9 protein-coding genes are annotated in these 15,227 nt (G+C 34.9%); all 9 read right to left on the bottom strand.

The annotated features are described in order from the left end of the window. Positions 1-40 precede the first annotated feature (40 nt). The 9 genes from B5440_RS11410 to B5440_RS11375 all read right to left on the bottom strand — a co-directional run bounded on the left by B5440_RS11410 (position 41) and on the right by B5440_RS11375 (position 15,038). Positions 41-1,882 (bottom strand): AlbA family DNA-binding domain-containing protein, encoded by a 1,842-nt coding sequence (locus B5440_RS11410; protein WP_070053945.1) that lies wholly within the window; start codon positions 1,880-1,882, stop codon positions 41-43. Positions 1,883-2,121: 239 nt separating this feature from the next. Beyond that, entirely contained in the window at positions 2,122-2,382 is a 261-nt protein-coding gene (locus B5440_RS11405; RefSeq protein WP_070053944.1) for a hypothetical protein, read from the bottom strand. 35 nt (positions 2,383-2,417) lie between these two features. Then, positions 2,418-2,927 (bottom strand): hypothetical protein, encoded by a 510-nt coding sequence (locus B5440_RS11400; protein WP_070053943.1) that lies wholly within the window; start codon positions 2,925-2,927, stop codon positions 2,418-2,420. Between the two features lies 1 nt (position 2,928). Next, positions 2,929-4,206 (bottom strand): McrC family protein, encoded by a 1,278-nt coding sequence (locus B5440_RS11395; RefSeq protein ID WP_070053942.1) that lies wholly within the window; start codon positions 4,204-4,206, stop codon positions 2,929-2,931. Positions 4,207-4,209: 3 nt separating this feature from the next. Further along, on the bottom strand, positions 4,210-6,876 hold the full coding sequence (locus B5440_RS11390) for an AAA family ATPase (RefSeq protein ID WP_070053941.1): 2,667 nt from the start codon (positions 6,874-6,876) through the stop codon (positions 4,210-4,212). A 19-nt stretch (positions 6,877-6,895) separates the two neighbouring features. After that, positions 6,896-7,018 carry a hypothetical protein gene (locus tag B5440_RS15825; protein ID WP_262506380.1) on the bottom strand — a complete coding sequence of 41 codons (123 nt, stop codon included), beginning with the start codon at positions 7,016-7,018 and terminating at the stop codon, positions 6,896-6,898. Further along, complete coding sequence (locus B5440_RS11385) at positions 7,011-8,081, bottom strand: hypothetical protein (RefSeq protein ID WP_070053940.1); 1,071 nt, start codon at positions 8,079-8,081, stop codon at positions 7,011-7,013. Before B5440_RS11385 ends, B5440_RS15825 begins: the two co-directional genes overlap by 8 nt. Positions 8,082-8,119: 38 nt before the next feature. Continuing rightward, entirely contained in the window at positions 8,120-11,752 is a 3,633-nt protein-coding gene (locus tag B5440_RS11380; RefSeq protein ID WP_070053939.1) for an Eco57I restriction-modification methylase domain-containing protein, read from the bottom strand. Further along, positions 11,745-15,038: a helicase-related protein gene (locus B5440_RS11375; protein ID WP_070053938.1), complete on the bottom strand. Its 3,294-nt coding sequence runs from the start codon at positions 15,036-15,038 to the stop codon at positions 11,745-11,747. The genes B5440_RS11380 and B5440_RS11375 overlap by 8 nt, the downstream gene beginning before the upstream one ends. Positions 15,039-15,227: the final 189 nt, after the last annotated feature.

Below are 15,227 nucleotides of genomic sequence, written 5' to 3'. Positions count from 1 at the left end.
CAACAATTAATTAACCAGACCTTTCAAAGGTGAGACGATTTTAAATCTTCCAGAGTTTCTTATAATTTTCAATTAGCTTTTCCAACGCAATAAATGTTTTCTGATAATTCTTATCAGTTCGCCTAAACCCAAGATATCCTGAGGTTTGATGATCCTTTAAAACCAGGCTGGAAAAAAGGTGATAATATTCAAGAGGCAATGGTACCGCTCGTTCTATGCTTGCGTTCAATCTTGGATTGATTAGGACATTTCCTTCCAGGTGGAGGGTGGTATGTACCGATATTGCTGAAACCTTATGGGCTTTAACCCATTTTGAACCAAATTGATCTACACTGTCGAAAACAATCAGGTCATCACGATCTGCACAAAATAGATTTAGAAGCTTTGCTTTGGTGTTCCATCCATTACTATAAATCTTTTCCCTAGAACGAAACTTTCTTCCTCTGACTCCTTTGGGTTTAATAATATCTAATGGACAAACCACGTTCACACACCCATTATCATAAACCATCATAAGACGCTCTTTTTTCATGGAATCCAGGATGGGGATTTCTTTTTCTACTTCTTCGTTCTGAACGGCATTTTTCTGGTAAGACCAACCTCCGTTTTTATAAAATGTGAGATAGAACCATAGTTTATCATTAACCGAAGCTCTTTTGGTTTCCGGTATTCTAATATCTGCCTTTCTATCATTTTCATACTCTCCAGGTGGTTCCTGAACAACAGAACTATCGGTTAACTCTGAAATTTCGTCTTCGGTTTCCTGCACCTCTTCGAGTTCGTTATTTTCTACCGGGTGTTGCTGAGGTAAATTGTAATTTCGGCTAAGAAAACGTTCTTCAATAAAATAAGTGATCTCATCTCCCTTAAGTAACTGGGTCATATTTCCGGCACGTTGATATAGTTTGATATTATGTAGGAAAACGGGTTTCTGTACTTCCTTGATTTTAATAACACCATATTCCTTTTCATCGATACTGTCAAATTCAAAACTAATATTGCTATTAGCAGTGTTTCCAAGAAAATATTTTACCGCATTTCTTATTTTGAGTTCATACCCATCTTTTGTGGCCGAGTACTGGTACTCATCATTTTTGCTGGAATTCAGGAAAGGGTAATCATGATGTATTCCCATTGCCTCTCCGGTGTCATTTACGCCAAGAAATAAGGTTCCTCCTTTGTGATTCTGGAAACCGGCAATGGTTTTTGAAATGATTAAAAGCTGTTTGTCAATATTTTCCTCGACATCTCCGGCAGGGAATACTATAGAACTCTTAAACTCTTTAAATTCATCTTCATAACCGAAACTGCTTTCTTTTCTAGGATCTTTTTTCGATTCTGATAAAGATGCAGGTATTTCGTAACTATAACAGGTAGTGACATTTTCATCAAGCTCAAATGGAGGAACTTCAACCGAACTTAATTTGAGAAAAGTATTATTTCTACCTTTTTCCTCTATACCATTATAGATTAATGAGAATATATCCCCGATTTCTCGAAGAGTCTCATGTTTTTCTGGATAATAGCGATGGTGTAATCCAAATGCATCTTTCAGGTCGTAAAAGGTGCTACCGGTATTGGGATCTTCTTTTACGGCAACAACTTTAAAGGCATATTCAGTATTATTTTCGGTATAGCAATCTTCAAGTACATGCTTCCTGGACTGTATTAAATAAGGTAGCCCCCAAACATTAACGCTTTTAACATAGCAGTGTAAAAAGCCAGGTAAGTTAGCACCTTCCCATTCTAATTGATAATCGTAAGGTGACACTCTGTAGGTGTCTTTTTCCCCATCAGAAAGGGATATAAATTTACGCTCATTTACTTCTATAATGCCAAGAACTTCAAAAGCTCTAACTTCCCCTACATGGAATTCATTCATTTTAGGTAATTTATTTTTTGTACTCAGTTCATATTGGAAGTCAAAATTTTCATCGATGTAGGGAACGATATAAATCAAGACTGTAACTACTGTACTTTAAGTTTAGATTTTTCTATTTTTGCCTAATTTATAATTTAAATCTTAATCACGTTTAGTTCTATAAAAAAATGTAATTGTTGTAAATTGATGAAGCAGGAATAATTTCACAAGGTTTTTTCATAACAGTTCCAGTACAACTTTTACATTATTTTAGTAATTTTCTGGTCTTTCGCCCTTAGATAAACTCTACCGTCTGTTTTCTTACAAACTTTCACATTTTCGGTAATAAATTTCGTTCCCTCCAGGTGAGCCATACGCTCTTTACTGCTGCATTCAATTAAAAGGTTTGTTGGTAGACCCTGACCTTTCAGAGGCCGAACCCTTATCCTTCCAGTTTCAGGATCTTTAAAGCTTTCACATTTGATATTTTCGTGGATATTTCCAATAATAATGGTTGACATGTTCTATATATTTTATCTTAAATCTCTAGGAATTCCTAGTTTGTCCAAAAAGTCATCATCCTCTTTTTTTCTATAAGGTATTTGCTGTTATATGGCATAGGCTTTTTAGGAAGGTCAACTTCAACATTCAAATTTTTTGCAATATCTTTACTAATATCACCTAACAAATTTTCAAATGTGCTCAGCGCCATGGCGAGGGTGGAAGCCTTTAAGGATTCGGGAAAAAAGTTTATATCGGCTTCTATATTTTCAGTATAGTCCACCATCATTTCTTCACTCCGGTTATCTTCATAAAACATCATAGTTTCTTTATCCTGAACTTTTCTGGCAGCTTTTTCTTCAAAATATTTTTTTCGCCCTTCTTCAACATGATCCAAAAGATCTGTCGGATATTTTTTAATTTCTGCTATACGCTTTTCAATAAACCCTTTATTTAAATGGCAGTGTCTGGAAAGGCTATCATATCTATAGCCAAATTCCCAAAAGCATGGAATTAAGAATTCTGGATTTCGATAGAAAATGTTATTTTTCTCCTTGTTTTTCATATTATTTAGGTGAAATTTCTATTGAATTAGCCTTTTTTAATAAGCTTAAAACATTTTTTCCTATATCCAGGTCTAACTCTTTTCCCACATTTACTTTTACAAACCCTAATTTACATAGGTTGTCTTCTTCACGGCCCTTATGGAATTTACCAAAAGTTGTTTTAGGTGGATTTGACGATGGATAAAGCAGTATACTTTTTTGTGAATTCCAATACATATTATAGACATACATCTGTTTTAAATCATCATCGCCAGGTCGATCAGGATCAATGATTTTCCACTTTGTATCGATAACTAAAGTTTGTGGCTTTTTTTCGGGATCAGAAAATGTTTGGCTTATAACGATATCTGGTTTAATAACTTTCTTTTCCCAGAAATTATCTTTATTCTGAAAGCTAACTTTGAGATGTTCATTTTGTAACCTACTCAACATTCTGTAGATATATTCCTCCCATAATTTATTCATGTCAAATAACAGAGCCAGCATATTCTCAGCTCCACCTTTAATATCTGGTGAATAGTTAAGAATAATCATTTTTGCAATCTTCAGTGCTTCCCTATATTTTGTAGTTTTTCTATTTAAAACAATCCTGTCAAAATGATGCTTTCCAATTTCTACTTCTTTGACTTCTGGAAATTTCGCAATTATCCTTTCTATAGAATCCTGGAGAAAAGAATTGTATGAAATTACTTTTAGGATTCTAAGGGCTTTAAGAATTATCTGGTGTATCAAGTGTTGATGGTCATAAACCTGGTGATTGGTATAAAACCTTTCCTGATGGACTAAATTATGCTGTATATTCCGGGAAAAATTAATTTGACCTTTCAGGGCTAAAACATTCCCACTATTCTTTCTATATTTTTTTACCAGCCCTTGGTTTAGTAAGCTATTTACCTCCCTTAAAAATTCTTCGAAATACAGATCCAGAAGGGAATTATATCTTTTCCTTAATGCAGCTTCACTAACAGAATCAACTTTAATTCTTTTACATTTCTTAAGCATTTTAAGCAAAATGGAATGCCACTCTGCTTTTTCGTTTTCAGAAGATCTTTTATCGGCCTTTGGAAGTATTTCTATGGTTGTATGACCTACCTGAATAACCCCAACGTAATTTTTAAACTTTACTCCTTTATGAATTGCTTCAAAATAAATATTCTTATGAGCATCATTATATTGAATGAGCTTATTAATAACTTTGGTTCCTACTAATTCACCTTTAGAGCATCGAGAGGAAGAAGTTAATTTTTCATGTTCAAAAACCCTAATTAATCTGGCCATACATTAGATTTTATGGAAATCCCATTCTTTTTGTTTCCTAATTTTATACACGGATTTTTCTAAAAGATCTTCCTGAATGTCCTGGTCATACTCAGGGAAATTTGCGAAATTACTGTCGGAATTGACTTTTTCTACAAAGCTGGAACCGAGTACCAATCCTATTTTGCCATAATCACCAAAGAAGTATTCCTCCAGCAAAGGAATTATCTCATTTTTAAATACGCTTTTTAGTTTTTTGGTAGAGTCCACCTTTAGAAAATATGAATGACCAATTAAATGATCCTTATCAATTAATTTTTCTATCCGTTTATTGATTTTAGTAAGTAGAGCCTTTAGGTCTATACCTTCTACATTTCCCTGGATTTTACCTGAGGTTCCTTCTTTTTGAACGATAGATGGTCGAGGAGGAAACTCTTTAAAGCAAAAACGTCTCCTAAGAGCGGTATCCAGGGCCTCTATGCTTCGGTCCGCCGTATTCATGGTGCCAAGTATGAAAACATTATCAGGTACTTTGAATGTTTCTTTAGAATAGGGTAGAGTAACCTCCAATTCTTCATTTCCTCCTGCTCTTTTATCGTTTTCAATAAGGGTAATTAATTCACCGAAAATAGAAGAAATATTACCGCGATTGATTTCATCAATTATAAGAACGTAATTCTTTCGTTGCTCAACAGGTGCTTCTGTAATCAGCTTTTCGCTAGAATGCGTCCCAATAAAAAACTCTTCTTTTATTTTATTTTCATTAAGCTTGTAAATCGTCATCTGCGACAATTGTTTGTCGTAAATCTGGTCAATTGGTATCTCTTCATCTGTAAAAATCCAATCTACAGATCTAAAATTGCTATATCGTATTGGCGAATCAGGTTTATAATAATAATCACCAGTAACTTTACCCATAGCTCGAACATAACCGTTACCCTTGCTAACCAACACATAATTACCTTTTTTAAGATAATGTATAAAGTAATTTAAAGCTTGTGCATCATAATCCTGTAAATCCAGATCTTTGGCTTGCTGACGAACTTCAGATTCGCTTAAGCCGCTATAATCCTCTCCACCGCCAAAACCAATAGTGATTACTCCATTTTCAATACAGTATTCATAAATTTCATTGTCTTCCTGTTTTTTGATATCCCCAAGTGATATTTTATAAAAAGAAGCTTTGTCGTATTCTGCCTGATTCCAGGTGAGCAGTTTTTTCTCCTTAACTTTTTTCGCCTTTAACTGGTCATCAGATAATCTGCAGATTCTTTTAAATACTCCATCTTCAATATCATATTTTAAATAAGTGTCATCTTCGGTGGGTTTTACCGGTTTAATTCCCTCTACAAAATCTTCATATGTAAATGACTGGTGGAAGGTGCAAAAAGCTATTTGACCTTTAGGTTCATTCCAATCTCTTATAAGTAGCTCTTGAAAGCGTTCCCTGATTTTAGCCCGATCATTCTTATGGTCTTCGTAATACTCCTTATCAACAATTTCTACAGCACGATTGATAGAGTTATAGGTTTTCCCGGTACCGGGAGGTCCAAAATAGATCTCATTGATTCTTTCAGTATTCATTTTAGTTGGTTGATTTTTGTTGGAGTTTTCGTTTCTAGTTTTGAGGGGAGTAGGTTGTGTTACTGTATTTTCAGTAAACCATTTCTTCAGATTTTCTATTTCGTCCTTTTGCTCGGGATTTAATTTTAGCGCTTCGTCAAGGATCTTTATTATTGTAGCATCCTGGTGGAGATAATTAAATCCAGCCATTCCTAAACGTTGTTTATCCTCTAAATAGCCTTTTTCTTTGACGTCCTCAATTTTATTGTTTAAAACAAAACTTATATTTTTCTGACCCCTTAGGTTATAATAAGAATCTTTCGCTGGACTATATTCTCCAACTTCGGCATTCCCGTAAAAACCAACAATCTTTCCCTGAGAATAGAAGATAAAAATACTTTTGCCGCTAATGCCTGGCGGATTAGTGAATTGAGCAAAACCATGTAAATATTCTCCATTATTGTAAGCTTCATTTTTGGCAAAATTCCAACTCTCACCAGGGATGTTGCCTTCCTTTACATAGCGGTGATTGCTGTCGTCCTGGCTTTCTTCCTTCCAGTCTTTACTGTTCCAGGTAATATTGATGAGTAGTTTATTTATTTCTTTTTCATCAATTAACTTTTTTCTTCGGGATTTTATTCTATCAAGAAACTTATTAAACTTGCTTTTTTTTAGCAGCAAATCTGTACGCCCAGACTCTTCCACAATATCAATGATCTTTTGGTAATACTCATCTAAGAATTTAAAGACATCGTCGTATCCCTTCGAAGTGTTTCCGATATATTTAACAAATTTCTCGGGCTCTTTTTCTTCAAAACCACCTATTTTCTTTTTGATAGTTTCGTAAATTCCTAATACTTCCTGGTCTTTCTCTCCTTTATGTACTAGTTCTACAGTGATACCATAAAAAGTCTTATCGGGCCAAAAAACAAAACCCATACTTCGAGTTTTATTAATACCTCCTCCCCGGTTAAGTAAGCCAACGAATGCATAGTCTGAATTTCCCTGAAACCAATAGCCATCATTTAATTTATTTTGGTTATTTCTTTGCCTGGGAATAAATATGAAATCTGGGTTATGTTCTTTGTATTTTAAAAGGTTGGTTAGGATCTCGTCGTGGAAGGTCATAAATTTATAATTTCGATTCTTATTTGCCTTTTTTCAAGGCTTTGACTACAAAAGGGACGCTTGCAACAATAACGGGAACTACTTTTTTGGCGATATTCCCGGCCTTAGACCAAATACGTGTGTTTTTTTTCTTTTTAGTCATGAAATTCTGTTTTTAATTGGAGTTTGATATCTGTTGGATTTTCCATCAGCACACTAATATTTTGATGTATGGCAGATCTTGTCTCTACAATCCCTTTCCTTAAAGATTGTATTTCCCTTTCACTGGCAGACCATTCCCCCAGGAATTCAAACTCAGCTTTTTGAAAGTGATTTAGTAATTCTTTTAACCTAAGAATAGATTGCATCATAGACCAGTGTTCATTATTATCCTGGTAAATAATTGCCAGTAGCTGGGTACTTCTTATGACAAAACTCAGCGATTGCTTAATTTCATTAATTCGGGCTTCATTAGCTTCTCTCTTATTTCCCCAGCTGGTAAATTCATCCCAGAAAGCAGCTTTTCCTGTTTTGTCATCGCTTATTTTTTTCAAGGTATATTGCAAAGAATAAATAAGTTGTTCACGCCCCAGGTTTAGCTGACCTATCATTATGGGATATAGCGTTTTCTTAATTTCTTCACTCGCCTGTGCCTGTAGAAACAGGTTGTAACCGCTTTGAATATAGGCTAAACGATCGTTTTGCGCACCATATAAAACATCACTGACCTTCTCGTCTAAATATTCTATTTGCTTAGAAACTTGTGTAATCGCTTGCTGGATCATAAGCATTTGGGTTGCATTAAGCAAATTTTGCATTTGGGCAGGAGAGACATCTTCTAAAGTAATATTGGCCTGTCCCTTAAAATTTTTATTTTTAGCATCTCGCAAAATAGCTTTTAGGCCTGAACCATCTTTGGCCTTAACAAACTCCCATTCACCGGAATTAATTTTCTCGGCTTGCTTTTTAGTAAGATCTGCAATATACCTCCCCTTATCACCAACGCTGGAGATAATATTTGCCACCCCGGGAACCGTTTTTAAGATATCGAATAAGGTTTCCTGGTTTTTTTCGTAATTCTTGGCGATTAGGTTGTTATTATATTGTAAAAAAGACTTGCTAAATAGCTTATCATTAGAAGGTATTTTAGAAATATCTCCGGAGGTTCGAAGATTTATTTTGTCATTTACTCTTATTAGGCCAGTAGTTTTCGTGTCGTTATTCATAGGTGGTGAAAATTGTAATTAGATAAATGATACTTTATTCATGCGGTTTTTACTGCATTTTCGATATCTATTAGTTTTGCCTTTTTGAATTTTTTCCCTAAGTATATTTCGTTAATCATTTCATCAAGTTCTAGTTGAATTTTTACAAGCTTCTCATTAACCGCTTCTTCTGAGGATTTTTTTTCAAACTTTTCTAATTGAATACTATATGCTTTATCAAATAGATCTTCAAAAGCTTTCAATTGTGTCCTATCCGGGATAATAATTGGTAGTTGTCTCGCATCGTTAATTTGGAGCGTGGAAGTATTATTTAAAAACTCAAATGAAAATTCACTGGCAAAGGTGGAATTTATAATACATACAAGATATTTAGCTGAAATTAATTCACTCGTAGGGAATAAGCTCATACTTTTCACATCATGTACACTTTTTCCTTTTAAGCGGGATTTTATCAGTACCGTGTGGATATCACTCCAACAGAAACCTTCTCGAAAATAAAACTGTGAATTCTGCCAAAGAGCTTTTCCTTTTCCCTTTTTGTGTGACCTAGCTTTAATATCAGAAATTTTATTTACAGACCAATCTATATAATAAGAGGTCTTTAAATACCAGCGGTTACCATCTTTATCTCCTTTATCATATGGCACAAATGAACTTCTTCCCGATATACCTTTTTCCTTTTCTTCTGAACTTAATGTGTCGATATCAGCTAGTTCTGATGGAGATACAATTCTAAAAAGATAACCTTGTCCAAAAATATCACGTCCATGCATCTCCTTTAATTCATCAAATAAAGTACGAATTTCAAATTCAGAGAGTCCAGAAATGTCATGATTTGTATTGTATTCCTGATTAAACTTTTTAATTTTTTGAAACCTTGTAATTTCAGTTCGATCTGCCTCTTTAGTACCTTTTAGAACACCTACAAAGAAACCGTTGTTACCTGTTGCTAGGCCCTGGCCACCATCAGTAATCAAACCCATTAAAGTTACATTTCCAGGTTTTAAAGTTTTATGATAATTATCGATCAGCTTTCTATTTTTTGAAATATTGCGGCTGGTGGAGATCTTGTTCCAATGCTCATTAATAAGATCTCGTAGTATTTTGGAGTATTTTTTATGAATTGAAAGGTTCAAGCTGTTAGGAACAAAAAATACATTCTCGGGTGTACCATAAAATTCTTTACTATTTAAACAATATCTTGGTGCTAATGAGAGTTTCTTTTTTCCTCTTGCATCAATTATTTTTACTTTATCCTCTTTGCTAAAAGAAGTATTTTTAAATATGGTTATAGCGGTTGATACCATCGCAGATTCAAAAACATCGTGACCTAAATTAACTAAAGTGAGTAACCTTTTATTTAACAATAAATCTCTTATATTTTTTTTGGTTTGAAGGGTTAGAAAGGTATTTGATGTGATATAGCAAAAAATCCCATTATGTTTTAGTATTTCTGAACCTTTGAGAAAAAAATAATTGTATAAATCATCAGAATATTTAAAATGCTCTTTAATATCATCATCTATACTTTTGTTTGAAACATATGGAGGATTACCAATAACAATGTCAAAACCTGTTTCTTTGGAAATGGAATCATTCAATATTTCGGGAAAATCCAATTTCCAATCGTAAAAGGTGAGAGGCGCCTCTGGATTTTCTTTTAGTTTTTTGAGTTTTTGAATTTGTTTCTTCCAGCCAAGCGTTTCCAAATATCTTTTTTGATCTTCGACAAATTTAGATTTAGATTTATTCTTATAGTCTATGGCTTTTGGTTCAGAGGGAATATTTTGTTTATCGATCATCACCTCCAACTGTTTTACCAACAAATCAATCTTTAAGTCTCGAATCTCCTGGGATAACTTTTCATCATCGCTATCGGGTTCAAAGACCTGTTGTTGTTTTTCGCTAATTTCTTTTAGAATAGCCGCTCTTTCTTCTGTTAATTTAGAACCAAAAAGTCCGGGATTTGGATCTTCCAGTTCCCAATCTATGTCTATAATGGTATCTTCAAACTTGCTCAACAAACTATTCCCAACTACAATTTTATAGTCAAGGTGGGGCAGGGCAGTGGGTTCTGGTTCATCTACAATCAAACTAAGCCAGAAACGCAAGCGAGCAATATCTACAGCTCCTTTTTCGATGTCTACCCCATAAATACTATTCTGGATTATATTTTGCTTTACAACGTTTGGTTTCCAGGAGTCAATTTCCCAGATATCTCCAACTTTATCAAAACTTGCAGAGTATAGCAGATGAACCAGGTGAAATATTTCCTGTAATAAGCCCATCGGGAAAGCTCCGGAGCCAATTGCAGGATCGCAAATTTTTACATTCTTTAATGCAAGCGCGATGGGTCCTTCAAAATCTATAATTCCGCCAGCTTCCCTTTTATTTACAAATGCATCCAGTCCTTCTTCAAGCTGCTTGCTTTTCTCTTCATTTTGGGGCCATACATTCTGCTTTATCAGGCTTGTCTTTAAATATTCTTTCAGGCTTTCGCGACACATGTAGCGCACAATTTCTTTAGGCGTATAAAATGCACCTTTATCTTTATTGTCTTCAAGGAGATTTTCAAAAATATGCCCTAGCATCTCGGGATCAATACCTATTTCATGATCGTTGACATCATTTTCATCAATGGTGAAGTTATAACGATCCAGGAAATCAAACAGGCTTTCAAAATATTCTTTTGGGAAATTAATTGCACGTGTTTTAGGATCGTGATTATCGAATAATCCACCGCTCAAAAAAGGAACTTTTGTACCGGTTAATTCAAATATATTATTCGGACGGTCACCTTTATCCAACGCTTCAAAAAATAAGGAGTTTAGAAACTCAGAATAAAAATTGTCTTTATGCTCAAAATTTTTAAAAGCATTCTCCAAAAACCGATAATCACCATTATCCCAGCCTTTCTCATTGCTTGGTACTCCCATCCAGCCTTTTTTCTGTACAAATTTTATAAAGACGATCCTACCCAGGAGGATCTTGACAAAATCACGAATTTTCTTGTCGTCATTATTAAAGATGGCGGTATAGTAACCCGGAGTTTTAATGAGATAGGAAACAAAAGACTCGTATTGTTTTTTATAATCTTCAAAAAATCTTTTGCTCAACTTCTCTACAGAGAAAGCATCTTCCACCGCCTTAATATCGGCCTTCTGTTTTTGCTCACTCAAGGCATAAAATCGCTCGGCCGGGGTCTTGCAGCTTTCATTCTTACCTAGTAAATAGGTAAAGCGCTTGGTGTCTGTCCTGTCAATAACAAAATCTCCTTCCTCTTCATTAAATTCACTGGCCTTGGCAGAGAAAGTAAACCGGAAATCTTCCGTACCTTTTTCAAATACAGATAATACTCCATGAGAACGATCCATATCTACAGTAGAAGAGACAATATCGTTAAGGCGCACCCTGTTTTTAAGTAGGTTAACTTTATCTTTAAGATGCAGTTCGAAAAGATCCAGTATTTTTCCATCTTTGAGCTGCACAGTTCCTATTTGAAGAAACAGTTCAACCTCGTCCCGGTCTGTTTCTTTTACAGGAATTTCTTTTGGAGAGGAGAAAATGGAAACGTTCGGGAATACGAACTTTACTACTTCTTTCCAGTTTTCAGAATTATAAGGTTGATTGAGCTTATGTTGTAATTGTTGTTTGTCCATTATTCTATTCATTAAAAATGAAGGATTCAGAAATGATCAATTCAGGTTTTAGTTTTTCCATCTTGCGAATGCTGACTGCAGGCATATTTTCCTCTTCCCCGTCTGAAGACAGAATAGGGTATTGATCAATAATCCTTAAAAGTGCGTCTACCAGGTCAACTGCCTTTAGTTTTGCTTTCTTGTTGTTTTTCTTGAGTTTATTTATTTCACGTTGTAGCTTTTGAAATTTCCCAAGTTTTATAGCCGTTTTTGCAGCTTTTATCTTATCTTTTTCAATGTCAGAAAGAAACTCGAAGTGTAGAAATCCATCGAGATAGGCAAGAGCCCTTTTCTCGTTAGGCCCCTGGGTAGTGTCTACCACCTGCCCATTCATCATTTCTTCTTCTACTTTTTCATTAAAATCTTTTACTGCGGTACCAACCTGTTCATGATGAAATTGCGGAAGTTGAAGGGCTTTTTCACTGACCACAGCATTAAATTGTTTGGCTGTTTCCACGAAGGTGAGTTCTTCAAAACTCAGGTCTTTATTGACCTGGTAGAAGGCATCTCTTCTTCTGTTTCGCATAAAACAAATAGTAGTATCCCTGTTAGTTTGAGACTTTCGGGCAACCCGGGCTCGCACAGGCATATTCTTTATTTTCCTAAACATTTCAGGGCTTTCTTTTTTGAACTTTCGCAACTCCATCAAATAAGCCAGTTTTTCATCTTTTTCTTCGTCCATGTCCTTCTCAAATAAACCAAAAGTTTGGGTTTCTTCATCGGGAGAATAAATTTCACTGTCTTCTCCTAAAGCCGAATGAAATGCCTGTAGCTTCATAATGGCTTTTTTCTCTAGCTCAATGTCGTTGTTCACATTTGCCGTGGGATAGAAGTTGAAAATGTGCACTTTGGGAGCAACAGAACCAATACGGTTAACTCGCCCTATACGCTGCATAAGCTTTGTGGAGTTCCAGGGAGTGTCATAGTTAAGAATAACGTTGGAGCGGTGCAGGTTCACTCCTTCTGCAAGAACCTCAGTCGCAATAATAATGTTGTAGTCATCTTTGTAATTTGCTCTTGGAATATTAGCATCAAAATTTTCCCGAATAACATCTTTTAATTTGTCCCTGTTGCTGGAACTAATTTCCAAAACATCGTTTCGTCCCGTTTTCTTAAGTTCCTTAATAATTTTTTTTGTGGTGTCCTGGGATTCAGAAAATACAACTAATTTTGACTGAGGGTTGATTTTCTTGTCCAGCAAACCGTTTTGTATCTGGTGAAGAAATTCATCCATTTTTGGATCCTGGTCTACTGCCTGCCATTTTTCGTTAAGCGGCTCCAGAAGTTCAAAATCTTTTTTCAAGCCTTCATAAAATTCATCTGCAAAATCATCTATGGAACAGATTTCTATAGAGGGGTCTGTCATCTGCATGTTGGTGAGCTTATCGATAAGTTCGTCTTCCCGCTCCTCCATTAAAAATTCGTTAACGTTAACATTAGGAGCAATATAAATTCGATTATTCTCGAACATCTTTATCATCATCCTGGTCGCATCGGTAAAGCGTTGTAAAGAAATTTTGAAGGCATGAAAACTGCTATCTATCCTTTTTACCAATAAGGTTTTCATTAGCTTGGCAAGAGCAAAAGATGCTGTATCTGCATTCTTATACTTTTCTTTTTTAGGCCCGATAAGAAATTTAATAGCCTGATAGCGATAATATTTAATTCCAGTCTGCTCATTTCCAACCAAGGCCATGGTTTCGTCATATAGACTTTCTAGAAATGGATCCAACTTATACAGGATTTTCTTTGGCTTTTCTATATCGGGAAATTTAATTCCCTGCTCTTCAAGATCTTTTGCATATTGTTCATGGATCCTTAAATCTGTCCGGGTTCGTCTAACGGTTAATGGCTTAATGATTTTTTCACGGATATCTGCATATATCTCTTTTACCCCGTGTTGAACTTCCGCGATATTTGGATTGTCTTTTAATTTATTATATGCATCAATTCTTATTCTGAAAAAATGCTGCAGGTTTGAAACTTCCAATGAAGAGTCTTTAGAATCCTGAAAAAGGTAAACCTGGTTAGCAATATCACTGGGCCTGTTATTTAGTGGTGTGGCTGAAATAAGAATGACTTTCTTTTTAGCTTTTCCACCACCTTTTAAGATTCTTCTTGTGTCTGTCTTACATAACTTTTGAAGCTCATTGTAAGCTTCAGCAGTGTCATTTCTAAACTTGTGGGCTTCATCCACAATTACGAGGTCATACTTGTCGGGATTTCTCAGTTTATGAATACTCCCATTCGTAATGATTTTGTAATTGTGCAGGTTGAATTGTTCCAAAGTTTCTCTCCAGTTTTCTTTAAGGGCTGGAGGAACAATAATGAGGATATTTGAAATATGACTAGGGAAATCATTGGAATAAAAGAACTTTTTGGCTATTAAAGTTCCTACTACAGTTTTTCCAAGTCCTACAACATCTGAGAGGAAAAAGCCATTGTGTTTTTCAAGTAGTTTAAAACCCTCAGTGACAGCATCTATTTGATAAGAGAGTCTTTTGAAACCTTCCGGTAAATCTGTAATGGAGTTAGGGTCAAATTCAACGCTTTTTCCAAAGTATTCAATGAGAAACTTCATATACACCTCAAAAGGGGTGAAATTATCGTTTAAGTATGTCTCTTTCTTGATCTTTTGAATTTCAACAGGGAGTATACTAACACCTTCTTCCCAGAGTTTCTCAAATTCTTCAGAGGCAAATTTCACATCTTCATAATCCCTAAGGATTACATTGAATTCATAATTAAATTGATCGGTATTTCCACCAAGTCCCGCATCGGTTAGATTAGAGGAACCTGTTATAACATCGCCAGGCCTATGTTCATTCCATATTTCAGGCCTAAATATGTAAATTTTAGCGTGTAATTTTTTACTAGGATGGGCTTTTACCTCAATTTTATCAGTACAGATATCTTCAATAAACTGAAGGATTCCCTGTTCAACTTCTTTACTATACTTGGAAGTTTGAATGTCTTTTTTTGCAGCCGCCAAAAATTCGTGTAAAGTTTGATTGGCATCTCCATGAAATAAAAGACCTTTAGACTGATATGTAGCAAGAATCTTATCTACATTAATGCCGACAAGAATGCGTATTTGAGGAACATTTTCAAGAAAAGGTCTTATTCTAAAGTAGCCTGAGGCCCTGAAGTAACCTACAAGTGCATCAAAATTATTTATATCTGGGTTATGTTCAAAAACTCCCTGAAATTTCTTCAGGAGTGTATTATCATCACGATTGGTGAAAAATTTTGTAGACATTAAGATTGGAAAAATTTGGGTGCTTTATTTAAGCTATTCTTCTTCAAGTGTAGGGAAGTGTGAAAAAGAGCAGTAATTGCAGTAAAATTAATAATTTTAGACATTGTTTAAAAATTAAAAGAAAGCTTTTTTTAAGAAAAATTTTGCATAAATCTAGCAACGTTTTAAATCCAGAAATTCAACATTTGG

It is taken from the genome of Salegentibacter salarius, from assembly GCF_900168265.1.
GTDB lineage: Bacteria > Bacteroidota > Bacteroidia > Flavobacteriales > Flavobacteriaceae > Salegentibacter > Salegentibacter salarius.
Note: the sequence above shows the minus strand (reverse complement) of the source record. Positions and strands in the feature narration are given on the sequence as shown.

Excerpts from the sequence above, each read along its gene's own strand:
- B5440_RS11385 (WP_070053940.1), bottom strand. The coding sequence starts at position 8,081 with ATGAATAACGACACGAAAACTACTGGCCTAATAAGAGTAAATGACAAA.
- B5440_RS15825 (WP_262506380.1), bottom strand. The coding sequence starts at position 7,018 with ATGACTAAAAAGAAAAAAAACACACGTATTTGGTCTAAGGCCGGGAAT.
- B5440_RS11400 (WP_070053943.1), bottom strand. The coding sequence starts at position 2,927 with ATGAAAAACAAGGAGAAAAATAACATTTTCTATCGAAATCCAGAATTC.
- B5440_RS11375 (WP_070053938.1), bottom strand. The coding sequence starts at position 15,038 with ATGTCTACAAAATTTTTCACCAATCGTGATGATAATACACTCCTGAAG.
- B5440_RS11410 (WP_070053945.1), bottom strand. The coding sequence starts at position 1,882 with ATGAATGAATTCCATGTAGGGGAAGTTAGAGCTTTTGAAGTTCTTGGC.
- B5440_RS11395 (WP_070053942.1), bottom strand. The coding sequence starts at position 4,206 with ATGGCCAGATTAATTAGGGTTTTTGAACATGAAAAATTAACTTCTTCC.
- B5440_RS11380 (WP_070053939.1), bottom strand. The coding sequence starts at position 11,752 with ATGAATAGAATAATGGACAAACAACAATTACAACATAAGCTCAATCAA.
- B5440_RS11405 (WP_070053944.1), bottom strand. The coding sequence starts at position 2,382 with ATGTCAACCATTATTATTGGAAATATCCACGAAAATATCAAATGTGAA.
- B5440_RS11390 (WP_070053941.1), bottom strand. The coding sequence starts at position 6,876 with ATGACCTTCCACGACGAGATCCTAACCAACCTTTTAAAATACAAAGAA.